The organism is Nostoc sp. FACHB-152, assembly GCF_014697475.1.
GTDB lineage: Bacteria > Cyanobacteriota > Cyanobacteriia > Cyanobacteriales > Nostocaceae > Nostoc_B.
In genome coordinates this window covers 1-26,678 of the sequence record NZ_JACJRV010000019.1, presented here as the reverse complement: position 1 = coordinate 26,678, position 26,678 = coordinate 1, and the positions used below count along the sequence as shown (strand labels likewise).

The 26,678-nt window shown below is 41.5% G+C and carries 20 protein-coding genes; 8 read left to right on the top strand and 12 right to left on the bottom strand.

Annotation, left to right across the window (positions count from 1 at the left end; genetic code table 11):
- Window positions 1-30: 30 nt before the first annotated feature.
- Window positions 31-1,725: a serine/threonine-protein kinase gene (locus tag H6G76_RS16100; protein ID WP_190702342.1), complete on the bottom strand. Its 1,695-nt coding sequence runs from the start codon at window positions 1,723-1,725 to the stop codon at window positions 31-33.
- Between the two features lie 219 nt (window positions 1,726-1,944).
- Here H6G76_RS16100 and H6G76_RS16095 point away from each other — a divergent pair, with 219 nt between their 5' ends.
- From H6G76_RS16095 to H6G76_RS16070, 6 genes are all read left to right on the top strand, one after another.
- Window positions 1,945-3,447, top strand: coding sequence for a phenylacetate--CoA ligase family protein (locus H6G76_RS16095; RefSeq protein WP_190702340.1), 1,503 nt, complete (start codon window positions 1,945-1,947; stop codon window positions 3,445-3,447).
- A 126-nt stretch (window positions 3,448-3,573) separates the two neighbouring features.
- The gene (locus H6G76_RS16090) at window positions 3,574-4,224 is read left to right on the top strand and encodes a TetR/AcrR family transcriptional regulator (RefSeq protein WP_190702338.1); all 651 of its coding nucleotides are present in this window, start codon (window positions 3,574-3,576) and stop codon (window positions 4,222-4,224) included.
- Window positions 4,225-4,441: 217 nt separating this feature from the next.
- Window positions 4,442-4,756 (top strand): DUF6825 family protein, encoded by a 315-nt coding sequence (locus H6G76_RS16085; RefSeq protein ID WP_190702336.1) that lies wholly within the window; start codon window positions 4,442-4,444, stop codon window positions 4,754-4,756.
- A 243-nt stretch (window positions 4,757-4,999) separates the two neighbouring features.
- On the top strand, window positions 5,000-6,685 hold the full coding sequence (locus H6G76_RS16080) for an AarF/ABC1/UbiB kinase family protein (protein ID WP_190702473.1): 1,686 nt from the start codon (window positions 5,000-5,002) through the stop codon (window positions 6,683-6,685).
- 18 nt (window positions 6,686-6,703) lie between these two features.
- Window positions 6,704-7,432, top strand: a complete 729-nt coding sequence (locus H6G76_RS16075) for a Stp1/IreP family PP2C-type Ser/Thr phosphatase (protein ID WP_190702334.1) — start codon at window positions 6,704-6,706, stop codon at window positions 7,430-7,432.
- Between the two features lie 636 nt (window positions 7,433-8,068).
- On the top strand, window positions 8,069-8,266 hold the full coding sequence (locus H6G76_RS16070; RefSeq protein ID WP_190702332.1) for an NblA/ycf18 family protein: 198 nt from the start codon (window positions 8,069-8,071) through the stop codon (window positions 8,264-8,266).
- 401 nt (window positions 8,267-8,667) lie between these two features.
- Here H6G76_RS16070 and H6G76_RS16065 read toward each other — a convergent pair whose 3' ends face one another.
- The 10 genes from H6G76_RS16065 to priA form a co-directional block, all read right to left on the bottom strand.
- Entirely contained in the window at window positions 8,668-10,245 is a 1,578-nt protein-coding gene (locus H6G76_RS16065) for a serine/threonine-protein kinase (RefSeq protein WP_190702330.1), read from the bottom strand.
- A gap of 419 nt (window positions 10,246-10,664) precedes the next feature.
- Window positions 10,665-11,114 (bottom strand): hypothetical protein, encoded by a 450-nt coding sequence (locus H6G76_RS16060; RefSeq protein WP_190702328.1) that lies wholly within the window; start codon window positions 11,112-11,114, stop codon window positions 10,665-10,667.
- A 144-nt stretch (window positions 11,115-11,258) separates the two neighbouring features.
- On the bottom strand, window positions 11,259-12,446 hold the full coding sequence (locus H6G76_RS16055; protein WP_190702325.1) for an anhydro-N-acetylmuramic acid kinase: 1,188 nt from the start codon (window positions 12,444-12,446) through the stop codon (window positions 11,259-11,261).
- Window positions 12,447-12,595: 149 nt separating this feature from the next.
- Window positions 12,596-13,780, bottom strand: a complete 1,185-nt coding sequence (locus H6G76_RS16050) for a universal stress protein (protein WP_190702323.1) — start codon at window positions 13,778-13,780, stop codon at window positions 12,596-12,598.
- A gap of 63 nt (window positions 13,781-13,843) precedes the next feature.
- Window positions 13,844-14,446, bottom strand: coding sequence for a K(+)-transporting ATPase subunit C (gene kdpC, locus H6G76_RS16045; protein WP_190702320.1), 603 nt, complete (start codon window positions 14,444-14,446; stop codon window positions 13,844-13,846).
- Window positions 14,447-14,488: 42 nt separating this feature from the next.
- Window positions 14,489-14,746 (bottom strand): potassium-transporting ATPase subunit F, encoded by a 258-nt coding sequence (locus H6G76_RS16040; RefSeq protein WP_190702317.1) that lies wholly within the window; start codon window positions 14,744-14,746, stop codon window positions 14,489-14,491.
- A gap of 113 nt (window positions 14,747-14,859) precedes the next feature.
- Window positions 14,860-16,965, bottom strand: coding sequence for a potassium-transporting ATPase subunit KdpB (gene kdpB, locus H6G76_RS16035; RefSeq protein ID WP_190702470.1), 2,106 nt, complete (start codon window positions 16,963-16,965; stop codon window positions 14,860-14,862).
- Between the two features lie 110 nt (window positions 16,966-17,075).
- On the bottom strand, window positions 17,076-18,761 hold the full coding sequence (kdpA, locus tag H6G76_RS16030; RefSeq protein ID WP_190702314.1) for a potassium-transporting ATPase subunit KdpA: 1,686 nt from the start codon (window positions 18,759-18,761) through the stop codon (window positions 17,076-17,078).
- 329 nt (window positions 18,762-19,090) lie between these two features.
- Window positions 19,091-20,392, bottom strand: coding sequence for an NAD(P)/FAD-dependent oxidoreductase (locus tag H6G76_RS16025; RefSeq protein ID WP_190702311.1), 1,302 nt, complete (start codon window positions 20,390-20,392; stop codon window positions 19,091-19,093).
- Between the two features lie 25 nt (window positions 20,393-20,417).
- Window positions 20,418-23,009, bottom strand: coding sequence for a primosomal protein N' (gene priA, locus H6G76_RS16020; protein WP_190702309.1), 2,592 nt, complete (start codon window positions 23,007-23,009; stop codon window positions 20,418-20,420).
- Between the two features lie 783 nt (window positions 23,010-23,792).
- On the opposite strand from priA, the gene H6G76_RS16015 reads away from it, so the two are divergent.
- A complete protein-coding gene (locus H6G76_RS16015) occupies window positions 23,793-24,959 on the top strand; it encodes an RpoD/SigA family RNA polymerase sigma factor (RefSeq protein ID WP_190702306.1) in 1,167 nt (388 codons plus the stop codon).
- Between the two features lie 98 nt (window positions 24,960-25,057).
- Window positions 25,058-25,555, top strand: coding sequence for a GNAT family N-acetyltransferase (locus H6G76_RS16010; RefSeq protein WP_190702303.1), 498 nt, complete (start codon window positions 25,058-25,060; stop codon window positions 25,553-25,555).
- Window positions 25,556-26,445: 890 nt separating this feature from the next.
- Here H6G76_RS16010 and H6G76_RS36780 read toward each other — a convergent pair.
- A partial coding sequence (locus H6G76_RS36780) for a hypothetical protein (RefSeq protein ID WP_206757040.1) occupies window positions 26,446-26,678 on the bottom strand: 233 nt, incomplete at its 5' end.

Genomic DNA, 26,678 nt, shown 5'->3' with positions numbered 1-26,678 from the left:
CCTTCCACACTCATCACCCTTGCACCTTAACTAATTGTTTGATTGTATTTTACTGACTTTATCAGCCGCGATCGCATACCAAATTTGACCGTAAGTTTGTTGATTCAGTTTCTCTCGTTCCTTCCCTGGAAACAATTGCTCAAATTTTTGATTTGTTTCTTTGTTTAACTGATTGATTGTATAGTTACCTAAATTTCCTGCCCTAGCTTGCCGTCTCCATCTTTCGTAATCTTTTTGACTGTAGCTTCCTAGTTTGCGACGTACTTCGGTACTAAGATCAGCCTCCTCTAATTTATCTAACAAGTCATCAGCTATCCTAAACCATTCATTTCGCAAAGGCGTATCTTCCGATTTAGATGTTAAGATTTTTCCCTGCAACTCTGGTCTTTTACTATAAAATAAACTGTCTACCATCCGAGTAAAAAATACTTCAGGTATTTCTAACTCTTGACGACGAGCTAACACATTTGCATTATTCTTGCTTCCTTTGTCGCTGACTGGTTGACCTAGGGGATTTGGTAGCGATGGTATTTGAGGTAAGGAAATTGAAGGTATTGTGATTGAAGTTATACCTCTAACTACAGCATTTACCGCAGCCCAAGTCCCAGCAAATGTTAAAACTACTATTGCTGTACCACCTAAACTAATAGCAAAAGGACGCAACCAAACAGGTAAAGGCAGAGTGCGGCTGACTGCTTGCGTCTTGTGATGAATTTTACTAATAACCGCCTGCGCGCGTTTCTGCCCAGGAGAAACTACCTGAGTCTTCAGCCTGGTAATATATGGATTAACTGGTTGTGTTAAAGCTGGCGATGGTAAGTCTTTAATAACTTGTTGGGCTGATTGATAGCGATCGCTTGGTTTATAGGCCAGCATCCTTTTTAACACAGCTTCTAGTTTGGGACTAACTTTAATTTCCTTACCCCAATACCAAACACCTTGATAGCTGTCATACAATTTTTGCGGTTCCTTGCCAGTCAATAATACTAATGCTGTCACCGCTAAAGAGTATAAATCGCTATTAATAAACACCTTTCCTTGCCGGAGTTGTTCTTCTGGCGCATAGCCTTTTTTACCCAACAAAGTATGATTTATTGCTAACTTGGTAAACCAAAAACCTTGAGAAGCTGGCAATTGCTTCACGCCACCAAAATCAATCAGCACAGGCAAATTGTCAGAACGCCGCAAAATCAAGTTATCTGGCGAAATATCCCTGTGAACCACATCTTGTGAATGGATATATGACAACACAGGTAAAATATTTTGCAGCAGAGTAACAACTTCCTCCTCACTAAAAGCTTGCCCTTGATTTTGACGCTCTTCTAATAACTGGTAATAATTATCACCCTCTACATAATCTTGAACTAAAAGGAAAAAATCCTTACTGCCTATCTTCACCTGCAAAGAAGCATGAAACCGGGGAATTTGTGAATGCATGAGTTTTTTCAGTACATTAGCTTCCCGTTCAAATAACTCCTTAGCCTTTTGTAAATCTTGTTGTGCTTGCACTTGGGGTGCAAATTCCTTCAGCACGCACACCTGATTAGCCTTATGTTTATCCTCTGCCAAATAAGTACGTCCAAAACCCCCTTGCCCCAGCTGACGCATAATCTGGTAGCGTCCATCTACAACCTGTCCAACAGCCAGAGGTAATGGTTCACCACAAGAGGTACAAAACCGATTACTCTCAAAATTTGCGTGTTGTCTACTGCAATATACCTGCATGGTGCTGAAGGATAAACGAAGGTTTTTATAAAAAACTACAACAGATGCAATTCTAATTACGGAAGTGCTACTTACAATTATGTGCTAACTAAAGCATAGTGAAGAATTAACCTGCAAAATAGAGCCTGAGTGTTAATAAAATTTATTTTTATCACTCAGCGTCCCTCCGCGTTTACCTCAGCGTGCCTCTGCGTTTAACATCAATCTAGGGCAACCATCATGAACTCCAACTCCCAACAGCAAAGGGCAATCAAAGCATTTGAAGATTTTGTCACTACACCTATAAACACCTTATTGCAAAGACATCTTCAAACATCCAATGCCTTAAAAGTTTTAACTTTATTTCATGATGTCGCTGCCAATGTCCCAGCATACAAAGCCTTTTTAGCAGAACGAAATATTGATCCAACTACAATCCAAACCTTAGAAGACTTTCAGCAACTACCAGCGATCGCCAAAGAAAATTATATACTGCGTTATCCCCTCCCTAATTTGTGTCGCCACGGTCAATTAGAAACCTGTGATATGATAGCCGCCTCTTCCGGTTCCACAGGTAAACCCACATTTTGGCCGCGCTTCTTCACCGATGAACTGCATATCGCCACACGCTTTGAGCAAATTTTTCACGATAGTTTTTCCGCCGACACCAGACGCACCTTAGCAGTAATTTGTTTCACCCTCGGAACTTGGGTAGGCGGAATGTTCACGACAAATTGCTGTCGCTATCTCGCTAGTAAAGGTTATCCCATCACCGTTATTACTCCCGGTAACAACAAAGAAGAAATCTTGCGCGTCGTTCAGGAACTCGGCCCCAATTTTGAGCAAGTTGTCCTATTGGGATACCCGCCATTCCTCAAAGACGTGATTGATACTGGCATCAGTCGTGGCGTGGAATGGCAGAGATATCAGATTAAGCTAGTCATGGCCGGAGAAGTATTCAGCGAAGAATGGCGTAGTTTAGTTGGTGAACGAGTTGGTTCCCAAAATCCCTGCTACGATTTCGCCTCCCTTTACGGGACTGCGGATGCAGGCGTACTGGGTAATGAAACCCCTTTGAGTATTTGTATTCGTCGTTTTTTAGCTAAAAATCCCGATGCAGCTAAGGCTTTATTTGGCGAATCTCGACTACCTACACTATTACAATACGACCCCACCAGTCGCTTTTTTGAGGTTCAAGACGGTTCCTTGCTGTTCTCTGGAAACAATGGTATTCCCCTAGTGCGTTACGACATCCTCGATACAGGCGGGATTATTACTTATGATGCCATGCTGGAGTTTTTGGCGAAATGGAATTTTAATCCATTAGACGAACTTAATTCAGCCAGAGGAATTCACTCATTACCATTCGTCTACGTTTTCGGACGCTCTAACTTTACAGTTTCTTACTTTGGGGCGAATATTTATCCAGAAAACGTCACCGTAGGTTTAGAACAACCAGTAATTCAAGAATGGGTGACAGGTAAATTTGTGCTGCAAGTCCAAGAAGATGCAGACAAGAACCGATTTTTATCAGTAGTTGTGGAATTAGCACCGGAAGTTGAGAGTAGTGAAGACAAACGCCAAGCCATAGCGTCCTCAATTCTGACGCAACTATTACGCCTCAATAGTGAGTTTGCTAATTACGTTCCCCCAGAGTATCAAACACCACAGGTTACTTTAAAGGCAACAGGCGATCGCGAATATTTCCCTATCGGAGTCAAACATCGCTACACTCGCAAATAAAAAGTTAAATAACTAATTGATTACAGTTATTTGCTAAATATTGTCTTAAATTGCTTATTATTTGTATTTAGTTAATAATACTTTCTTCAATTTAAAATACAATGCAAGTAAGCACTTGCAAACAAAATGACTAAAAATAGCCGTTCATCAAATCTGACTCGCACACGTTTAATAGAAGCTGCCTCACAGGTATTTGCCTCTTTAGGCGTGCAAGGCGCAACCACCCGCGAAATAGCTCGTGTTGCTGGTGTGAATGAAGTCACATTATTTCGCCACTTTGCAAGTAAAGAACAACTCCTCAAAGCAGTTATCGAAAACGCCCTAGCACTTCAGATAGAAGCCCTAGCACACCCCGAAACTTGGACTCAGAATTTGTACGTTGACTTGAGAAGCTATGCTCAACTGTACAACACCATGCTAGAAGCCCAAGAAGACCTAATTCGCACTTTTATAGGAGAAGCTAAACGTCATCCCGAAGCAGCCAAGCAAGTCATTCAAGAAGCCGCCCAACCCTTGAGCGAAAAATTAGTTGCTTACCTCAAATCTTGTCAAAAACGCGGTACTGTTAGATCTGATATTGACCCAGCACCCGCAGTTGATATGTTTATCGGGATGCTGCTTGCCAGTATGCTCTGCCGCAATGCCAAACTCAAGCACAACAGCTATACCTGTGATCAATATATTGATACCTGTGTAGATATCTTTGTGCGTGGTATTAGTCCTGCGCCTGTGCCAGTTGTTGGTACAAGTGTTAAATATGAAGCGGATTATTATTAACCAAATAATTTGGGCTTAAAGTTTAAGCTAGATTTAAGTATATATTTAGTTGAGTTGTCAAAAATTATATATATAAAATAACTGTAATTTTATACATACTATATTTTTTTTAGTTATGTAGTAATTCTCAACTTAACTGCAAACTCCTATCCAGATGGAAGCCGTGAAGCATACGAGCAAGTTATAATTCTCTTGCGGACGAGCGTAACAAAAATTTATGAGTAACCCCCTTTTACAAGCCTTTTTCGTAGGCAGAGCGGTAGCGGAAGTAATTAACGAACGTTTAGAGGTCGCCTTGACCGATGCGTTGAGTGAAGTAGGTAAATTTGATGCGGAAGCCAGAGAGCAGATGCGTCAGTTTACCCAAGAAGTTATAGAACGGGCAAATCGCGCAGCAGAAGCGGCTGATGCTGGTCAATCAACCACAGTTGGTCAAGATTCAGTCGATTTGCAAGCCAATATTGATGAACTGCGTGCAGAAATTGCCCTATTGCGTAATGAGTTGCAGCGTTATCGCAGCAGTTCTGTTTAGTCAAGAGTCAAGAGGAGCCAGTGCGTTGGGCGGCTCTGCCGACTTGTTCGCGTAGCGTCTCCGATAAGGAGAAGCAACTGGCGTTCAAGAGTCAAGAGTTATTGACAAATGACGAATGACAAATGACGAATGACAAATGACGAATGACAAATAACAAATGACTCTTCAATCAAGCACAGTTTAGGAATCAGAGTGTCTTATCTTCCAGTTGATTCAGTGACAAACCAACGGTACGCCAAAGATATGGAACAAAGTTATTCAGACAAAGCATACCGTTGGAATCGTGAAAACTACTCTAGCAAACGTCGCTTTGTGGATATTTGGGGTTTTGTGTTGACCTTAATGTTCAAACTGTGGCGTTACAACAAATCTTGGAGTTATCCAGGCGGTGTAACAGAAGCCAAACAAGCTGCAAGGCGCAAAGCCCAAGCAGTGTGGATTCGCAATACACTGCTAGATTTAGGTCCTACCTTTATTAAAGTTGGGCAATTATTTTCAACTCGTGCTGATATATTTCCTGGCGAATATGTCGAAGAGTTGGCAAAGTTGCAAGATAAAGTGCCAGCATTTAGCTATGAGCAAGTAGAAGCGATTATCCAGCAAGAACTGGGGAAGAAAATTCCTGAACTGTTCCAAAGTTTTGAACCAATTCCTCTGGCTGCTGCGAGTTTAGGACAAGTACATAAAGCGGTGCTACACAGTGGAGAAGCTGTTGTAGTTAAAGTACAGCGTCCTGGTTTAAAAAAGTTATTTGAAATAGATTTACAAATTCTTAAGGGAATTGCGCGCTATTTTCAAAACCATCCTAAATGGGGGAAAGGGCGAGATTGGATGGGAATTTACGAAGAATGTTGTCGCATTCTTTGGGAAGAAATAGATTATCTCAGCGAAGGGCGTAACGCCGATACCTTTCGCCGTAACTTTCGCGGTTACGACTGGGTGAAAGTACCGAGAATCTATTGGCGTTACACCTCGCCACGAGTTTTAACTTTAGAATATCTGCCCGGAATTAAAATTAGTCAATATGAAGCTTTAGAAGCTGCGGGTTTAGATCGCAAGTTAATTGCGCGTCAAGGCGCGCAAGCTTATTTACATCAGCTGCTTAATAATGGCTTTTTCCATGCTGATCCCCATCCAGGTAATATTGCGGTGAGTCCTGATGGCTCTTTGATATTTTATGACTTCGGGATGATGGGGCGGATTAAATCTAATATCCGCGAAGGATTGATGCAAACGCTGTTTGGGATTGCCCAAAAAGATGGCGATCGCGTAGTAGAATCATTGGTTAACTTGGGAGCGATCGCACCAGTCGATGATATGGGGCCAGTCCGGCGTTCTGTCCAGTATATGCTGGATAATTTTATGGATAAGCCATTTGAAAACCAATCAGTGGCCGCAATTAGTGATGATCTATACGAAATAGCTTATAATCAGCCATTTAGATTTCCTGCAACTTTCACTTTTGTGATGCGAGCTTTTTCCACTCTTGAGGGGGTAGGTAAGGGCTTAGATCCAGAATTTAATTTTATGGAAGTTGCTCAACCTTATGCAATGCAACTTATGACTAATATGAATGGCTCTGATAGTAATAGCTTTTTGAATGAATTAAGCCGTCAAGCAGTTCAGGTGAGTACCACTGCCTTTAGCCTACCACGTAGATTAGAAGATACTTTAGAAAAATTAGAACGTGGTGATATGCGCGTGCGGGTGCGTTCGATAGAATCAGAACGCTTGTTGCGGCGACAGGGCAATATTCAACTAGGAATCAGTTACGCTTTAATCATCAGTGCATTTACTCTGTCAGCAACCATTTTATTAGTCAATCATTATGTATGGTTAGCTCTGCTAGCTGGTTTGATTGCAGCAGCAGTCTCAGTCATACTGATCCGCTTACTTCTTCGCCTCGACCGTTATGAACGTATGTATTAAATATTTACATAAAAAATTATGAAATTAAAATTCACGGGTTTTAGTGATCCGGGACTTATTCGTTCTAGTAATCAAGATGCTTACTATGTTGATCCCGAAGGAAGATTTTTCATCGTAGCTGATGGGATGGGTGGTCACGCTGGAGGTGAGGAAGCCAGCCACATCGCTACGCGCGAAATTCAAGCACATTTAGGAGAAAATTGGCATTCTCCTCAACCAGATGCCGAATTGCTAGAAAAAGCCTTGTGGCAAGCAAATGAAGCAATTTTGCGGGATCAAGAAAGTCATCCCGAACGCGCCGACATGGGTACTACAATTGTAGTAGTAATTTTTCGTAATCCTGAAGCACCTTGGTGCGCCCATGTTGGGGATTCTCGACTATATCGTTTCCGTGGGTCGCAGTTAGAACAAATCACTGAAGACCATACTTGGGTAGCGAGAGCGATTAAAGTTGGCGATATCACAGCAGACGAAGCACGAATTCACCCGTTTCGCCATGTGTTATCCCGTTGTTTGGGTCGGGAAGACCTACACCAAGTTGATGTGCAACCCTTGGATGTTAAAGGGGGCGATCGCTTGCTATTATGCAGTGATGGTCTCACGGAAGAGTTAGTAGATCACAAGATTGCTGAGTGCCTACAAAACATTCCCGTGCTAGAAAAAGCTTCTCTATCCCTGATTGAAGCCGCTAAAGAGCAAGGCGGACACGATAACATCACAGTTGTCATCGTAGAACTAGAAGGTTGAACCATAGCAGACAAAAGGCATCAGATTTAAAAGCCTCTTTATATTTGGGTTTTATGGTCTGCTTATATCCTAGACTATGCTCCAAAAGTCCATAGTCAAAAGTACTTTTAACTCTGGGCTTTTGACTATTGACTTTTTTAGTAAATATACTCAGCAATTTGTTCATCCTGAGCATTTTTATTCTTTACAACTTGATACAAATACTTTTAACCTTTAAATTTAGCTGTTAAAGGCTGAATTTAACTAAATCATCTAAATTGTTGAATTGACGTGTTGCACCTATTAGGGTATAGCGCATATAATTCAGGTTTAATACCTCTCATTTGCTCTTTCCTTGATCAGCATCTTTTTTCCTACAGATATTGATCCTCAGGCAAGGGTAAAACAGGGTATTCAGTTTCACAAACAGTGAAACTTTCCGGAATCTGCCTTGGCAGACTTGGGTTATATATCACTAGATTTAGCCAAAAGACCTTCCCGGCAGAAAAAATTATCCTTTAGAGTGTAGGCAAAACTGTCAAACAATTGTTATCTTTCTTAATACGTAGGAGCAATTGAAAGAGAGCTATCCCATCCTACCCCTGGGGATATATATCCCTAAATATCAAAATTTACGCGTTGTTTTCGGAGTTTACTATGAACCAACCCATCGAACTATCTTTGGAACAGCAATTTAGCATCCATTCATTTGCAACCCAAGTGCAAAACATGAGCCATGACCAAGCAAAAGATTTTTTAGTCAAGCTCTATGAACAAATGGTTGTGCGTGAGGCAACCTATCAAGAACTACTCAAGCATCAGTGGGGCTTAGATTCTGGTTCCACTTGGGCATAGAGTTCTTTCTTTTGTGTCGCAGTGGGCGACCTCCTTCTCTTGCTTTGTTCCAAGAAGGAAAGAAGCTGGGGATGCTGGGGCGTCAACTTTAGTTCTGCAATTATATATTGACCTTTTGTAACTTAAACCTATGCCGTGCCAGTTTATGGCTGCATATGCTTGTTAAACCGAAACTGTATTTCAGGGGATAAATTAGCAACTATAACTAGCCAAAATAAATTATGGCTGTTGAAGTCAACTAATTTATGTACTGTATTGGATACAGAGCAAAATTTGCGTAGATCCAATTACTCACAGATAGCCATTCGCCATCGCTATTCATTATATTTGCTATAACGTAAGGCGTACAACCAATTAGAGATTTTTCGTTATAAAACTTTACATTTTCCGGTCAGCTAGAGCTAGGCTGAAAAGTCGAAGGGAGAATCTGTAGCTATTGATTCTAATTTAGAGAGAATTTGGGGTTTAATTTTTTCGTATTCTTTTTTTAGTAAATTTTTACTAAGTTGGGGATCGGCAACCGAAGATGAGATGATACTTTCTTCTGCCCACTTTTCTAGGTTTTTGCGTTGGGCAGTAGCGATACTGGAAAGTAGGATATGAGAACAGCGACCAGGGGTTTCTCGCGCGAAAAATAACAAACGATAGTAACCTGTTTTTGCGAGTAACCTCACAATTTCCTGCCCCATATTAGTTTTGAGATCAAGGTAATAAGGCAACCATTTAACACCATGTTTGCGGTTATAGATCACGGTAATCCATAGCAACATGGGCCGGGGAGCCGGCAGAAATAAAAACTGATTATAACGATTACAGGCAAAGCGTTTGAGAATTTCTTGTTGTGGTAGCATTACCCATAAAGCTGGTAAAACTTCCCCATTGACGTGAATAGTATGGGGAAAAACAATATCGGCAATTGGTTTATTATCAGGCCAACAAACAGAACTTAAAATTTCATCATGGGAAGGTAATACCTGCACATCTTCTTTTGTTTTTGGCTCAACCGCAACGGGAATTGTTAAGGCGCGACTAGGCGCAGGTGGGGGTGCAGATGCAGGTGCAGGTTTATCTTGCCGACTTGAGTGTGAGTGATAATTCTGTTCTAGAGATTCTAACACCCTCAAGATTTCACTTACTTTTTGCGGGCGATCGCTTGGGGCTTTAGCGAGACAACTCATCACTAAATTTTGCACTTCTTGGGGAATTTGCAACTCAGGATTAACTGTGGCAAAGGAACGCGGTTCTTGAGAGTGATGTGTTTTATACCATGCTCCAAAGGAATGAGTGGGTGCTAATAATGGCATCTTGCCTGTAAGCATTTCAAACATCATGACACCCAAACTATAAATATCTGAGCGATTGTCTAATTCCTTACCTTCCATTTGTTCGGGAGAGGAGTAAGCTAAAGTCCCCAGGTAAAATTTTGTCTGGTCGCTATTTGCTTGGAGTAATTTAGCAATCCCAAAGTCTAAAATTTTGACTAGTTCTCCAAAACTGGGGTCTTGAATCACTAGCATATTACTAGGCTTAATATCTCGATGAATAATGGGGTAAATAGTGCCATCAACCGGGATACCATCATGGGCGTATTGCAATCCCAAACTTATTTGACGCGCCATACTAAAGAATCTGGGTAAAGATAGAGTACTCTGACGAATAATCTGGCTGAGACTTTGCCCTTGGAGATATTCCATGACATAGAACGGAGTATTATTTTCGTCTACTCCATAATCCATGACTCGCACAATATGAATACTTTTTTGACCCAGTAAAGCACAGGTTTTTGCCTCTCGTTCAAAGCGTTCTTGTAACCGCATCTTTTCATTTTGAATCGAGAGGGCTAAAAACTTGACAGCAACAGGTACACCACCCAACAAAATATCTTTAGCACGATAAACTCGGCCCATAGCTCCAGTACCAATTAACTCCTGGAGTTGATAGCGGTTACCTAAGTTACGTCCAATGTTGGGGTCTGACATAAAAGTTCGACTCTAAAAGTAGCTTGTTAGTGTGTGGAAAGAAAACTGCGTTCAAACTGACATTTTAGATTACGTCTAGAAATTAAATTTCTAGAATCACAGCTAAAGTCCATATGTATGGACTCTAGCTTTATCTAGCCCTCTGATCGAGAACTTCTACCATTGGCCTAAAGCCTATTATCGAGGCGGTTGTTCTGACGGGAAGATGCCAATTCAAACCCACGGAATAGATAGATTTCTCTTGGCTTTTTCTCCCATTCCGCAGATTGATGTTGATTTATTTTTAGTTTGCCCAATTTTTGGATAATAAATATCTATAATTTCTATAGATTTGCAATTGCCTAGAATATGCTAAATAAAGGTTGCAATGTGTTTAAAAAATGTAGACAAAGAAAAATTATCTGATTTTAACCGTATTGCTACTTAAGTGGCTGACGCTCTAAGCTGGCTTCCATCGTATTAGTTAAGGAATGACCAGACATGACACCACTACTTAAGTAATAAGTATCATTTGAGAGACGATGTACAGTTTCAAAGCCGCTACGGCGTTGACGATCGCTGAGTACCCAATAACGCTGCACAATTGTATCTGGTCCAATCCAGCCCTCGCCTTCAATTTGTCCTAAAAGATTGTGCTGAAGCAAAAAAGTATACTGACGTTCTCCCTCTAGCAAACGGCCTTTGTACTGTAAAGAGATTTCTGAGCGATCGCTGCCAGGAAATATCAGCTTTGTGGCCATTGTGAACCAGTTATCTCGATTCCAAGCAACCAAAATCATACCTTTAACGCTGATTGGCATCCCATTCTTTTCTAGCCAACTGCCTTGTAATGTCCAGCGTCCTGGCTCCATAAAAAAAGTGTGACCCACCTGATAAATTCCTTGCTTTGATTAAGTACCTCTACGATTCAAAGATATATTTGAAACAAGAAAATGTCAGGTGGTGGATTTATCAAAACCATAACTTAGGCAGAAATCGCTTTTTATACTAAGTTGTGTTCAGAAATGGTATTCCTACTCCCTACTCCCAGCCCGAAGGGCTTGGTGAATTTCTCCTAGCAGAACTTCACGAGGTGCGCCTGTGGCTGATGGGAGGTTTCCAGGGATATTTAACTGTCGCCAGTAGGCTAACACAGCAAATGCGATCGCTTCTTTAAAATCTGCACTCAAGCCGACTTCATCTGTCGTTAATACTGGGATTTCTCCCAACAATGACTGTAACCTTTGCTTTAAATAAAGATTGCGACTTCCACCACCACATAAAAATACTTTTTGGGGCATTTGTGGCAAAAAAGTTTTGTAACTGTGAACAATCGAAGCCGCACTCAGTTCTGTTAGTGTCGCCAGCAAGTCGGCGGGGCTGAGTTGGTATGGTTCGGCATCTTTTAAACATTGATGCAGGTAATCTAAGCCAAATAATTCGCGCCCTGTCGATTTGGGCGGTGGGAGATGGAAATATTCTTGGTCTAACCATTGTTCTACCAAGGCTTGGCAAGGAGTTCCACTTGCTGCCCATTTACCATCTTCATCGTAAGTTTTAGCACCATTAGTTAAATGCTCTACTGCTAAATCCAATAGGCTATTTGCTGGGCCAGTATCCCAGCCGCGCATTTTTTCCAACCAGTGAGCGCGACGGGGTGGAATGTAAGCCACATTCCCGATTCCGCCTAAATTTTGAATGCAACGCCCTTCTTCAGGGTGACTGAGTAAATACGCATCAACTCTAGGAACGAGCGGCGCGCCATGACCACCAACAGCAATATCAGCTACACGAAAATTACTGACAGTTGTAATTCCTGTGAGATGAGCAATCAAAGCACCACGCCCAAGTTGCAGTGTATAACCTAAAGTATTCTCCCCTGCTCCCCTGCCCCCCTGCTCTGCTTTTATAGGTGGTCGATGGAAAACTGTTTGCCCATGAGAACCAATTAAAATTGCTGGTTGATGGCCAGTTTGAATATTTTGAGCAGCTTGAGCAAAACTTAGGGCGATCGCATCATCTAAGTGGGCTAATTCTGCCATTGAGATGGCTGCTCCAGCACAAACTGCCAAAATTTTCTCTCTAAGTTCCTGTGGGTAGGGATAGGTTTCCCCAGCTAACAAATTCACTTCGAGATTCAAATCTGTACCAGAAATCTCGACTAAGGCAGCATCTATGCCATCTACAGATGTACCGCTAATTAAACCAATAACACGAGTCATAAATAATTAAGTTATGGAAGGGGAGAGGTGACAGGTCACACTGTTAAAAGCACTGTATTGTCTAAATTGCCTCATCTGTTGATGTTATAAATTATATTTTGATTGCTAGATCATGAACTGCTGACACCAGGATATATAAAAGTATTCCTTTACCTGTTTTCTGTTCCCTGCTCTCTGTTACCTATTTTCAAGTTAGTTTTGCTAGAAGATATATTCTTGTGGTCGCTGGCAATAATATGAATATCGATATTCTTGAGTAAACGGACTAATTGTTGAGTTAATGAACCTTTGAGGAGCATTTGCCAACGTGATCTTTGACTTTCTCCGATGACAATTTGGGTAATGCGGTATTTCTCTGCAACTTCCGCGATCGCTGACGCTATATTACTATGACTTACGCGAATAAATGTCCCTTGAAATTCTTGACATAACTTTTCACAGTTGTGAATGTGTAGGCTTTCTTCTTTTGTCAGGAAACGGTCAGGGTTGGCGACAAACACAACATACAAAGGTGCATTCATATAATTGGCGAGTCTAGCTCCGCGACGCAACAGTTGTACAGAGTTAGGATAAGTAGATATACATACTAGAACTCGCTCATGGATGTTGCAGAATTGGCCATTGGGTGTGGAAGCGATCGCAGTTTCTTCGATATTGTCTGCCAATTCTCTTAAAGCCAATTCACGTAATGCAATCAAGTTACGACGCTGAAAAAAGTTATCTAAGGCTGGCTGGATTTTTGGTTGGGCGTAAATTTTGCCTTCTAATAGCCGTTCTTGTAAAGTTTCGGGCGTTACATCTATTACTACCACTTCGTCTGCTGCTTCGAGAATGCGATCGGGTACTCGCTCGCGGACAACTACCCCTGTAATCCTTGCCACTATATCATTGAGGCTTTCCAAATGTTGCACGTTCATTGTGGAATAGACATCAATTCCGGCGGCCAAAATTACTTCCACATCTTGGTAGCGTTTCTCACGTGGAGAACCAGGGACATTTGTATGGGCAAGTTCATCAATTAACACTAGCTGTGGTAATCTCTGCAAAATGGCCTCTGTATCCATTTCTGTGAGTGTTAACTCACCTCTAGGAATTTCCTGGCGAGGGATAATTTCCAATCCTACGGACTTTTCTGCTGTGTCTTTGCGTCCGTGGGTTTCTAATAACCCGATAACAACATCAATTCCTTCTTGTTTTAACTGCCTTCCTTCTTCTAGCATCCGGTAAGTTTTACCTACACCCGGAGCCATCCCAATAAAAATTTTATGTTTGCCTCGACGCACCGGAGGAATAGAGGAGTTGATAGCTGCACCACAATTAGTATTTTCAATCATGATTTTGGTAATGAAATATTAATTATTCCCTACTGCCAACTCCCCATTCCCTACTCCCTGCTTTTATTGATTCTGCTTCTGAGTCCGCTCTTGTAAGTCAAGAGCATAATTCAATCGCAAAATATTGATTCCTGGCTCACCAAAAATCCATAAAAATCTACCATCAGTATACTTATTCATTAACGGCAGAATTTCATCTTCAGGGATACCACGGCTGGTTGCTACGCGTGGTAATTGTTGTCTAGCGGCTTTCAAAGAAATATGGGGATCTAAGCCTGAGCCAGAAGTATAAATTAAATCTTCAATAGGTTGAATACTCTGCTCTTGATATTGATTTGCTTGCTCAATAACGCGGTTGAGTAACTCTGGGTTGCTAGGAGCGAGATTACTAGCTCCGGATATACCTGTAGGTTTAGCCCTTCTACCTTGGCTGTACCGCACTGTACTAGGACGGCCTTGAAAATAGCGGTCATCTGTGAATATTTGACCAATCAAAGCCGAGCCTATTGGCTTGCCATCTATATTTAACATGACGCTGCCATTAGCTTGAGAGGGAAACAAACCTTGACCAATGACTAAGATTGCTAAAGGATAGATGAGTGCTGTGATTAACCACAGTATCAGAGTCATGCGAATTGCTCTGAAGGTTTCTCGAATAATAACCATAAATAATTTTTTACTTATTCTCAGGATTTTATGTTTAATTTTTTAGAAGCGTTCTGGTAGAAAAATAACGACAAATAAGTAAATAATCAGTCCCAGAACTATCGCTCCTAAAACGCCATATGCCCAAGTGAAACGTATTGGCTGTATGCTATCAACCGCATAAACTACTGGAGTAATTACTAAGTTTAGACAGACTAAAGTAAAAATGATGAGCGGTAGTTTTTGTTTACACCATTTTGACCAAATATAGGCGATCGCCTGCACCAAATCCATAAGCACATATTTATCTTTTAACTTCATCTGTTTATTCACCCTACCAACAGGGTAAAAATTAAAAATTTGTCACTTGTCCATAGTCAATAGTCAATGGTCAAAAGGTAGACCTATAAAAAATTTCACACTTCACACTTTTTCTAAGCAAGTCCTACTGCGGTAATTAGCATATCTATCAACTTAATAGCGATAAATGGCGCAATCACTCCACCTAAGCCATAAATCAAGATATTGCGTTGTAACAATTGATTAGCTGTCAGAGGTCGAAACTTCACGCCTTTTAAAGCTAAGGGAATTAAAGCGGGAATAATCAATGCATTGTAAATTAGTGCCGATAGTACAGCCGAATTAGCACTAGTCAAATTCATAATATTGAGACTTTGCAGATTAGCGGCTGCAAAAATTACCGGAATAATTGCAAAATACTTGGCAATATCATTAGCGATCGAAAATGTGGTTAATGCCCCACGTGTAATTAATAATTGTTTACCAATACTCACAATATCGATGAGCTTGGTGGGATCAGAGTCTAAATCTACCATGTTGGCGGCTTCTTTAGCGGCTTGAGTACCTGTATTCATGGCGACACCAACGTTGGCTTGTGCCAGTGCGGGTGCATCATTAGTACCATCACCTGTCATGGCTACTAGTTTGCCTTGTGCTTGTTCCTTCTGAATGACGCTGATTTTGTCTTCTGGTGTCGCTTCGGCAATGAAGTCATCTACTCCAGCTTCTTGGGCAATTACAGAGGCAGTAATATGGTTATCTCCGGTGAGCATGACGGTACGAACTCCCATACGTCGCAGTTGGTCAAATCGCTCACGTATACCAGGTTTGACAATATCTTTTAAATAAATGACACCATAAATTTCGTTATCTAGACAAACTGCTAGAGGTGTGCCTCCTTGTTGGGAAATTCGCTCGTAAGCAGCATCTAGTTCTGGACTATCTCCACCGTTACGAGAACGGACAAATCCTTTAATTGCTCCGACTGCACCTTTACGCGCTTCACTCCCATTAGGTAAGTTAGTACCACTCATGCGAGTTCTGGCAGAAAATTCTACGGCTTCGGCTTGACTTTGGTCAAAATCTAGCCTTGCGCCTAGTCTTTGTGCCAGTCTAGCGATGGATTTTCCTTCTGGTGTATCGTCAAACACACTAGCAATCAGGGCAATATAAGCAACTTCTGGCATTGAGTGACCGCTAATCGGGATAAACTCTTCTGCTAGGCGATTGCCCAGAGTAATTGTGCCAGTTTTATCTAATACTAAGGTGTTCACATCACCGCAAGCTTCCACGGCGCGTCCAGAGGTAGCAATAACGTTATATTGGGCGACTCGATCCATTCCGGCGATACCAATGGCACTAAGTAAACCGCCAATTGTAGTGGGTATCAATGCCACTAATAAGGCAATCAAAACAGGGATACTAATAGGGCTTTGGACGTAGTAGGCGAAGGCTGGTAGAGTAGCGACGACAAACAGAAATATTAAGCTTAATACTGCTAGTAATACTGTTAGGGCAATCTCGTTTGGAGTCTTGCGGCGTTCTGTCCCTTCTACTAAGGCAATCATCCGATCTATAAAGCCTTTACCGGGATCAGCTGTGACGCGAATGATTAATTCGTCAGAGATGATACGTGTTCCACCAGTGACGGAACTGGCTACGTCCGAACCTGATTCTTTGAGGACTGGTGCAGATTCGCCGGTAATTGCTGATTCATCGACTGAGGCGACACCCATAATTACTTCCCCATCGGCGGGAATGATGTCGCCGGCAACAATATATATATTGTCACCTTGCTTGAGGCTGGTGGAAGGCACTTCACTAATTGAGCCATCGGGTGCGAGTTTTTTGGCGATGGTTTCTGATTTAGTCGATCGCAAGGCATCGGCTTGGGCTTTACCTCGTCCTTCGGCTACGGCTTCGGCAAAGTTAGCAAACCAGACAGTAAAAAACAAAATCCCGGTGAGTATACCGTTAAATAACTGGGGATTCTTCTGTTGGCTGGGGCCAAATAAGTTGGGATCAATTGTGACTGCGAGGGTAACAAGTGTGCCAATCCACACCAAAAACATCACGGGGTTTTTGATGGCGGCTAAAGGATTCAGCTTAATAAAAGCATCCCTAACGGCTCTCAAATAAATTCCTTTAGTCTTGATTCTGGCTTTTTTACGGGCTTGGCGGCGATCGCTCGGTCGCGTTCTTGGTGTTTTAGATTTCGGGGTAGGTGACACTGGGGTTATGTAGGTAGGTGGTAGTGCAGGGGGGCTGGGGTGCAGGGGGGCTGGGGTGCAGGGGGGCTGAGGAAGAATATCTTACTTCCCAACTCACCACTCCCCATTCACCACTTCTCTCAGCTGCCAGATGCTAGTTTAAATCCTTCAGCAATGGGGCCTAGGGCTAAAACTGGGAAAAATGTCAATACCCCTAAAATTAGCACTATGCCAGCTGTGACTGTAGTAAATAGTAGTGAATCTGTTTTGAGTGTGCCAGGGGTTTCTGGTGTGGTTGGTTTGCGTGACATATTATTAGCCAATAACAAAATCGCAATTATGGGAATGTAGCGTCCTGCCAACATACTCAAACCAGTGCTTAAGTTCCACCACAGGGTATTGTCAGTGAGTTTCTCTAAACCGGAACCGTTATTTGCCGCAGCTGAGGCATATTCATAAACTACTTGGGAGATGCCATGAAAACCTGGGTTGGTAATTCCTGAGAGGGAGAAGGGATAAGCTAAGGCGATCGCACTCGGAATTAAAATCACAATTGGATGAACCAAAAGCACTACACTCGCTAGAACAATTTCTGACTTTTCGATTTTCCGTCCTAAAAATTCTGGAGTGCGTCCCACCATCAACCCAGTTAAAAATACTGTCAGAATTAGGTAAACAAATAAATAAGCTGTACCTGTTCCCTGTCCTCCCCAAATAATCTGCACAAATAAGTTAAATAATGTCGTAAATAATCCCTGGGGTGTTAGGGAATCGTGCATTCCGTTGACTGCGCCAGTCATCGTGGCGGTGGTAGTTACAGCCCATAATGCGGTTTCTACCGCGCCAAATCTTACCTCTTTACCTTCTAGATTCGGCAGTTCTACTCCCAACGTGCCATTGATTAAAGCATTACCTTGCACTTCTCCACTGGCTGCTACCCAAACTAAAATCACGAAGGCGGTAAACACCATCCAAAACAACAGCCAAGCTTGTTTGATATTTTTGGCAAACATCCCATAGGTAAATATCATGGCTGAGGGAATGGAAATCATGGCGATGAGTTCGATTAAGTTAGACGCGCCATTGGGATTTTCAAAGGGATGAGAGGAATTCGCTGCAAAGAAACCACCACCGTTCTCACCCAGCATTTTGATCATCTCAAAGGAAGCTACCGGGCCTGTAGCCAGATATTGTGTGCTTCCTTCTAACGTTTCTACTATCAACGGTTCTTTAAGGGTTTGCGGTACGCCTAACAAAACGAGGGCGATCGCACCAATCACGGAAATCGGCAGTAATATCCTTGTAATGCTACGGGTGAGGTCAACGTAAAAGTTTCCCAGTTTTGTGCTTGTCAACCCGCGAATAAACGCGATCCCCACTGCTAACCCCGTACCAGCAGAGGTGAACATCAAAAAGCCTAAAGCTGCTACTTGGCTAAAGTGACTCAGGGTTGTCTCTGGAATGTAGTGTTGTTGGTCGGTGTTAGTAACGAAAGAAATAACGGTGTGTAGTAAAATATCCCATCGCGGTGCTGCAAAACCATTAGGATTCCAGGGTAATAATCTTTGGTAATATATCAGCCCATAAACTAAAATACCCATGAAAATGTTGCTGTATAGTATTGCCCGTATATACTGCCAGCCTGTCATGTCATCTTTTCTATTAACACCCGCTAACAGATAAATACTCCGTTCTATCGGGTTCATTAGGGGATCAAGCAGGGTTCTCGCTCCCATGAACACACGCGCTATGTATCTCCCCAAAACTGGAGCGATCGCTATGACAAGACACAGCGTTAAGCCGATTTGTAAAAAACCTTGTCCCATTTATTTCGCGCTCAATTTAATTTAAGAAGGAGAAAGCTAATTATTTTAGATATATACAGTGAGAAATTTGGCAATAATTTAGTGAGTCTCAATACATCTATCTCGATTACTCGTTGCATTCACTACAATTTTTTAGTTACTTATTAAAGTTTCTGTCAAGAGTATTTAAATTTTAATATTAGTTACTTATCTAGTTAGTTAATTACACTTATTTACGTAATAGTACTATTTTGTTAGTAATTTAGTATACGATTAAAATATAAAGTATAAATTTATACTTTATATTTTAAGGTAGAGAAAACTTGCTAATGAAAAATGAAGGCATTAACTTATGGCGATAAAATCTCTTGATTCGATTTTTTGACTTTAGCTATCCAATCTTGATATAAATCTAAAATTTCTGAGTAAGAAAGTTTGCCTTCAGCGACAAGTTCAAATAACGAAGGTAAGAAAAATTTAGGTGAAATTGGATGCAAATATTTACTAAGACTATTCCTCAATAACAACTCAAAAAATAACTTTTTCGAGGAGGGAAGACCATAATCACTTAATTCCACCAAAGCAATGCCATCTGCTTGACGTTGAATAGTAAACTGTTCCACAGCGACGGCTAAATTATCAGCATATTCATCCAAAATTTGATTAAAGATATTTGCGTCTTCTAACGCCGCATTACAACCTTGACCCAGAGAAGGAGATACTGCATGAGCCGCATCACCAATCAACAGTACACTATCGCCTTGATGATAGCGGTTACAGCGCACTGTTAGCACTCTGGACACAGATCTATTGGCAAAATCTGCGGCTTCTGATGATGGCAATATTTGACCGATTTCCGGGAATTTCTGGCGGAAATAGCTGATTACTTCTTGTGGTGTAGCTAGTTCGGCAATTGTTTTATCCTGGTGAGGAAAAAGTACAACACCACTCCAACTGCTGTCCATTTGATAAAGCAATAAAATGCTTGTACCGTTATCAAGCCTCCAAGAGTGGACTTTACCGGGTTGCCAGTTAACGGCTAATTTTGGATCTAGGGGTGGTAAAAAAATAGATTTGTAGTTGTTAGGAACATACTTTTGTTCACACTGAAAGTTATCTGTTTTGAGAAAACTTTCTCTGACTACGGAACGCGCCCCATCTGCCCCGATTAATAAGTCATAATCAACAGTGATCTCAGCTTCAGAATCAGATTTTTGAAACTTTACCTGCTTGGCGGCAAAATCTACTTGCGTGCATTGATGGTTGAAGTGAAGATTGACTTGATTGCGATCGCTTTTTGTCGGCAATTGTTCTAATAATTTAATCACCAAGCTGGTACGGTCAAGACTCCACTGTGAGGATCGTCTACTAATTACCCGCGTTTTACCATTCTGTTGATGAAGCACTGCACCGTTAGTTTCTAGACTAATGGCTTTAACGGCTGACTCCAGTCCCTCAATTTGCCGTAAAGCATTTATCCCCCTTTGACTGAGGACGATAGGAAAGGTGCGAGATTTAGAAAATGCGACAGTTCGCGGATCGCTGCGAAAATCGAAAATCTCAATTTGATATCTTTCCTGACGGCGCAACAAGTAGTGAGCCAGTAAAATCCCGCTTGGGCCAGCACCAACGATCGCTACTTTCTTCACCATAATTCAACCCACTACTACCGCAACTTCATAATATATTCACTGGGTCAACATCTATCGTCAAGCTAACACTATCGCAACATAACTCTCTAATTTCTTCCCAGTTGGGTAACTGAGGTAGTTCATCAGGGTTAAATTTCAGCAAGATTTGCCAACGGTAACGGTTCGCTACCCGCATTACACTTGCTGGCGCAGGGCCGAGAATTTCAAATCCTTCGTGACTACTCAAGTTTGTCGCGATGATTTGCGCGGTATTCTGCACTTGTATGGGGTCAAGGCTGCTAAGACGCAATAAAATTAACCTGCCGTAGGGAGGATAATCCAGAGATTGCCGTTGTTCTAATTCGGTTTGGCAAAAAGACTGATAATCGTGGGTACGGACTGCTTCAATAACTGGATGTTCTGGAGTGTAAGTTTGCACTATTACTCTCCCAGGATCATCGCCTCGTCCAGCGCGTCCCGCTACTTGGGTGAGAGTTTGAAATGCCCTTTCGCTAGCGCGGTAGTCTGATAAATGCAGCAGCCCATCAGCAGCAACAACACCCACAAGTGTTACCTGTGGTAAGTCTAAACCTTTGGTGAGCATTTGCGTTCCTACTAATAAATCGGCTTCACCATTAGCAAATTGAGTTAACAGGGTGCGGTGTGCGCCTTTGTTACGGGTGGTGTCGCTATCAAAGCGGATACAACGCAATTGGGGAAACTGTTTGGCTAATTCCTGGGTGACGCGTTGAGTCCCACTCCCAAAGAATTTTAAGTAAGGCGAACTGCAATCAGGGCAGAACTGGGGATGCGATCGCCCATAATTACAGTAATGACATCGCAATAATTGCGGCGCACCCTCTTCTGTATGGTGATACGCTAACGACACATCACAATGAGGACACTCCAACACATAGCCACAACTGCGGCAAGACACAAAGGTACTATGTCCCCGGCGATGAATAAATAAAATTCCCTGCTGTCCTTTGTCTTGCAATTGCCCTAAAGCCTCTTGCAAGCTGCGACTGAATATTGACCGATTTCCCTGCTGTAATTCTTGCCGCATATCTACCACCTCCACTGGTGGTAATGGGCGGGAGTTGATGCGTTCGGGAAGGGATAGGTAGTGAGTGGAAATTGAGGGTGTAAGGGTGTAAGGGTGTAATGGTGTAGGGGAAATAGGCAGTAAATTTTCTCCCCTGCCCCCCTGCTCCCCTGCTCCCCTGCTCCCCATCCCCGAAAGACTCACCCAACTCTCCAACGAAGGAGTCGCAGAACCTAAAACTAGAGGACAATTTTCTAATTCGGCGCGCCACTGGGCGACGGTGCGGGCGTGATATGTGGGAATGGGAGAATCTTGTTTAAAACTGCTGTCGTGTTCTTCGTCTAAGATAATCAAACCTAAGTTGGGCAATGGCGCAAAAATTGCACTGCGTGTGCCGATGACAACTTGGGGTTCGCCTGTCAGCATTTGTCGCCAAGTGTCGTAACGTTCCCCTTCGGAAAGCGCGCTGTGATAAACGGCGACTTTGTTACCAAATCGGGCGCGGAATCTGTCGGTGAGTTGGGGTGTCAGTCCAATTTCTGGGACTAATACTAAAGCTGATTTACCTTGATTGAGTAGTGGTGCGATCGCTTGTAAATATACTTCTGTTTTGCCGGAACCTGTAACTCCATGCAACAAGACTTGAGTAAATCCATTGATGCCATTGATAGTTGCTAAGGCGTTAGCTTGGGCAGGATTTAAAGTTTTTGCTTCCTCTTGGCTTACAGTTGGGCCTTGTTCTGAACGTAAAATTTCTCGTTCTTCAATAACTATGTAACCCTTTTGTGCCAATGTTTTGAGGATGGAAGAACTAGCACTACAAATTTGCAGTAGTTCACTGTGCCACAATTCCCCACCACGTCGCCGCAACACTTCGATAATTTCCCGTTGCCGAGAGGTTAAATCGCGATCGCTACTATTAATTAAGGTCACTGCTTTTTGCAGTTTGGGGCGAGTCGGTCGTGGCGGTTCTAAATAACTTTCCACCAAACCCAAGCGCAATAACTCCCGCACTCCTCGATAAACAAATTTAACTTTCTGTTGCAGGTAGGCAAAACTGTAATCCCCCAATGGTTGAGTCTGCAACATTTGGAGAATTTGCTGTGCCGATGGACTCAGGAAATTTAAAGTAGATAAATTTGTGGTTGTTTGCTCTTGATTCAGGCGTTTTAACTTGATGCGACGTTGGGATCTGCCTAATAATCCCGGCGGTAAAGCGACTCGAATTACCCCAATTAAGGGTGTATAGTAATACGTTGCAACGCGATTTAATAGTTCCCAATAACTACTGGGGAAGAACCCCACACTCACTACATCTTCTACTTCCCGAATTTTATCTGGAGCTAAATCAATATTAGGTGCTGTTAACAAGCGAATGGCGATCGCGCCTAATTGTTGTGCGCCAAATGGCACAGTTAAAATATCTCCTGGTTTGATGTCTAACTGCGGTGGCAAGCGGTATGTAAATAATCCTGTCGCGCCTGGACAGTCTACCAGCACCTCAACATAGCGATTTGCCAAATTTTGCGATTGGTAAGCTTCCCCAGGCTCTGCAACTGCTAATTTTTGTAAATTAAAGTCATTAATATACATATTTTTTGATTTTTATCGACAGGAATTTATCATTCCTTCACCTAGCTCTTAAAAATTTACCTTTTTTCTCTGATGGATGTAAATTGTATTTGCCATTACTTTTATCCCTCATGATACTTGATAAGTTTCCCCTTATGTAACCTACTAGACAAATCGAACTAAGCCATACGTGCAATAAATATTTAAAGTCAACCAAAGATAAAACAAAACTAACTATATTCCTGAGTATTGATGAATTCATTTGTCTATTTACTAAATATGGCGTAGCCCTTTTTCCGCCCATTGATAGATATTCAACCTTGTGTATATATGAGATGCTTTTATACAAATAATTTATTTCAGAATACTAAATTACTGAAATTGTGGTATTTAGGAAATTTTATGAAATATAAATAGATGCAAAACCAAGGTGAAAATCTCAACATGAATCCCACCCCCAAAGCTTAAAAAACTTATAAAAATATAGGATTTTTTAAGATATGGGGATAATTACTTGGTTTTTTATATTTGTTAAGGTTGAGCATGGTTAAGGGAGTTTGACAGATTAATATATTAATCAAAAAATAAGAAATATATCTGTTAGAACCTGAGACAATAACTTTTTAGGTGCAATAACCAGTATTTGTAAAAGGTTCTCCCTAGCAGGAACCCAAAAACGCAAGCTAGAAAAGAATTTTTGGTTTTGCTAAGTAATTAGTAGAAACTTGTACTTCGCCATAGAGAGGGTGCATTTGTTTCTAAGGGGAAACTACCAAGCTGCAAACGAGTAGCTGTCAAGGAATTATGTACCAAACAAAGCAACCATCCCTAAAGGAAACTATGAATATTGCTGAATTGGGAACAATGGAAATACTGGAGAACGCTGCCGATACAGAAGAGCAACTACTCAATAGTTTAGACATATTGGTAGAAGAATCCCCAATTGCAGAAAATCTGGAGCCAGAGGAACGTAATGGGGATGAGATGGCGGCGGCTCGACCTTCAGGATATAACAAAACCGAGCATGATGATGCCGTAGGTGCATTTTTTAAAGAGATGGCACGTTATCCGCTGCTGAAACCAGACGAAGAAGTAGAATTAGCGCGGCGAGTCCGATTTTTAGAAGAATTCCGGGAAATTCAAGCCGCCTTACAAGAACAACTAGGACAGCAACCGACAAAAGAGCAAGTTGCTGCACAGTTAGATATGACAGAAAAGCAGCTAGAAAGCCGCTTATATCAAGGTAGAGTAGCGAAACGCAAAATGATTCGCTCTAACCTGAGATTAGTCGTATCAATTGCCAAGCGATATCTCAATCGCGGAGTGCCTTTTTTAGATTTAATTCAAGAAGGGGCGATGGGATTAAATCGCGCCACAGAAAAATTTGACCCTGATAAAGGATATAAGTTTTCCACATACGCCTACTGGTGGATTAGACAAGCAATTACGAGAGCGATCGCTAATGATGCTCGCACAATTCGCTTGCCAATTCATATAGTTGAAAAACTTAATAAACTCAAAAAAGCCCAAAGAGAACTTAAACAAAAACTCGGTCGCAACCCTTCGGAAGCAGAAATAGCAGCTTCTTTGGAAATGACCGTCCAACAACTACGCCAACTACAACAGCTGCGTCGTCAAGCACTCTCCCTCAACCATCGTGTCGGTAAAGAAGAAGACACAGAATTGATGGACTTATTAGAAGACGAAGACAACCTCTCTCCCGAAGCAAAAATGAACGAAAACATGATGCGTCAGGAGATTTGGGAAGTCTTAGGTGACGTGCTAACTCCAAGGGAGAAAGACGTAATATCTTTACGCTACGGACTGACAACCAGCGAACCCTGTACTCTAGAAGAAGTTGGCAATATGTTCAACTTGTCACGTGAACGAGTACGCCAAATTCAAAGCAAAGCTATGCGAAAATTGCGTCGTCCTCATATCGCCAAACGTTTAAAGGGTTGGCTAATTTAACAGTTAACAGTCATCAGTTAACTGTCATCAGACTATTGACTACAGTCCATTAACTATGGACTAATAACTATGGACTATTGACTATTGACTAATAACTAATGACTGATTTAATTTTGCGTTTTGCTGAAGAGGCTGATAGCGAAGTACTATTTCACTTAATTAAAGAGTTAGCAGAGTACGAAAAATTATCTCATGCCGTGACAGGCAATGTTTCGGCATTAAAAGAGCATCTATTTGGTTCAACAAAATATATCGAGGCAATCTTAGCAGAATCTCAAGGGCAGGCTGTAGGCTTTGCCTTATTTTTCCATAACTATTCCACTTTCCTAACCAAGCCAGGAATTTACCTTGAAGATTTATTTGTTTTACCAGAGTATCGCCGCCAAGGTATTGGTAAAGCACTGTTGACGAAACTAGCGCAAATTGCTGTTGAACGCAATTGCGGACGCTTAGAGTGGAGTGTCCTCGACTGGAACGAGCCAGCGCAAGCATTCTATCGCCGTATGGGGGCAACTATTTTAGATGATTGGCGAATCTGTCGCGTTACAGAAGAAGCACTGACAAATTTAGCAGCTATAGCAGTAAACAAGCAATGAAAAAGAGACTAGAGGCTAGAGATTAGAGAGAGCAGTATCTTTCACTAAGCACTCTACTATAGATTACCCATAAAATTTTTTATGAAAATCTTTTTATCTAGTCTCTAGTCCCTAGCCTTTAGTCTCTATTTTCAAGATAGATAGAAATCTCAATTTAAAATTCAGCCCTCTGTTCTGGTGTTGATAAAGTTGTGTGCTGATATTTCTTGAGAAATTATACTAAGTATTTTTGTAACAAGTTTTAAGAGGAAAGCTTAAAATTGCCCAAGGGACTAAGCTTACCCATCATATCTATTTGGGTCTTTCTTCTCCTTTTTTTTCTGAGGATCTTTCTTTGGTTTTTTGACTTCTCGATTACCGTTTTTTTCTTTAGACATTAGAACTCTCCATTGTAGTAATAAATAAAGTTTTTTTAAGGCAATTTACTTCTACCTTATTCCACATTTTGTAGCACTCTAGTCAGGGTTTTATCAAACACTGCCGACATTTGTGCATCAACCGCAGGACTTACACACTCAGATTGATTGTTGAGATTGGGTGTAAGGGTGCGACTTTATGATCAAGCCCATTAATATACTCCTAAAAAAGAAAATTTGTTCGGCTCACTCTATTAGAATGCTAGGGGGAAATTAACTAGCAAACTTAGATAAAACTACTATTTAGATGAAAAAATTATTATGGCTGATGCCTCTAAAATCTGCTGGTCTAAAATTGATTTACCTTGGTACAGATAGCCAAAAAAACTGCTAGAAAATGCCAGGTGAATTTCTTATGATGTGTATCGCTATTGCAGTTGTGTATTTATATCATAGCAGTTATTTATTAATAAATAATTGAGATAAGGATTACTGCCAATTTATGATGATCAAATACTTAAACTTCGCTTTTATTTAAAATAATTTAATACTAAGTAGATCAACATAAAATGTAGGAAAGCCAGTTGCGTGGGCGGAAGCGCCAGTTGCTACAACGGAGAGGCAGTCCGTTGGGCGGCTCTGCCGACTTGAAGGAACTGCCGTGGGGCAGGACTGTTTCATTCTCAAAAGAAAAATGGTTGAATCAGAATGATAACAGTATTTAATCAGGGTGCTAATGACTGCCAGCTTAATCACAGAACTTAAAA

Bases quoted from the DNA above. Each gene is read 5' to 3' on its own strand.
- H6G76_RS16100 (WP_190702342.1), bottom strand. From the start codon at position 1,725: ATGCAGGTATATTGCAGTAGACAACACGCAAATTTTGAGAGTAATCGG.
- H6G76_RS16095 (WP_190702340.1), top strand. From the start codon at position 1,945: ATGAACTCCAACTCCCAACAGCAAAGGGCAATCAAAGCATTTGAAGAT.
- H6G76_RS16090 (WP_190702338.1), top strand. From the start codon at position 3,574: ATGACTAAAAATAGCCGTTCATCAAATCTGACTCGCACACGTTTAATA.
- H6G76_RS16085 (WP_190702336.1), top strand. From the start codon at position 4,442: ATGAGTAACCCCCTTTTACAAGCCTTTTTCGTAGGCAGAGCGGTAGCG.
- H6G76_RS16080 (WP_190702473.1), top strand. From the start codon at position 5,000: ATGGAACAAAGTTATTCAGACAAAGCATACCGTTGGAATCGTGAAAAC.
- H6G76_RS16075 (WP_190702334.1), top strand. From the start codon at position 6,704: ATGAAATTAAAATTCACGGGTTTTAGTGATCCGGGACTTATTCGTTCT.
- H6G76_RS16070 (WP_190702332.1), top strand. From the start codon at position 8,069: ATGAACCAACCCATCGAACTATCTTTGGAACAGCAATTTAGCATCCAT.
- H6G76_RS16065 (WP_190702330.1), bottom strand. From the start codon at position 10,245: ATGTCAGACCCCAACATTGGACGTAACTTAGGTAACCGCTATCAACTC.
- H6G76_RS16055 (WP_190702325.1), bottom strand. From the start codon at position 12,446: ATGACTCGTGTTATTGGTTTAATTAGCGGTACATCTGTAGATGGCATA.
- H6G76_RS16050 (WP_190702323.1), bottom strand. From the start codon at position 13,780: ATGATTGAAAATACTAATTGTGGTGCAGCTATCAACTCCTCTATTCCT.
- kdpC (WP_190702320.1), bottom strand. From the start codon at position 14,446: ATGGTTATTATTCGAGAAACCTTCAGAGCAATTCGCATGACTCTGATA.
- H6G76_RS16040 (WP_190702317.1), bottom strand. From the start codon at position 14,746: ATGAAGTTAAAAGATAAATATGTGCTTATGGATTTGGTGCAGGCGATC.
- kdpA (WP_190702314.1), bottom strand. From the start codon at position 18,761: ATGGGACAAGGTTTTTTACAAATCGGCTTAACGCTGTGTCTTGTCATA.
- H6G76_RS16025 (WP_190702311.1), bottom strand. From the start codon at position 20,392: ATGGTGAAGAAAGTAGCGATCGTTGGTGCTGGCCCAAGCGGGATTTTA.
- priA (WP_190702309.1), bottom strand. From the start codon at position 23,009: ATGTATATTAATGACTTTAATTTACAAAAATTAGCAGTTGCAGAGCCT.
- H6G76_RS16015 (WP_190702306.1), top strand. From the start codon at position 23,793: ATGTACCAAACAAAGCAACCATCCCTAAAGGAAACTATGAATATTGCT.
- H6G76_RS16010 (WP_190702303.1), top strand. From the start codon at position 25,058: ATGACTGATTTAATTTTGCGTTTTGCTGAAGAGGCTGATAGCGAAGTA.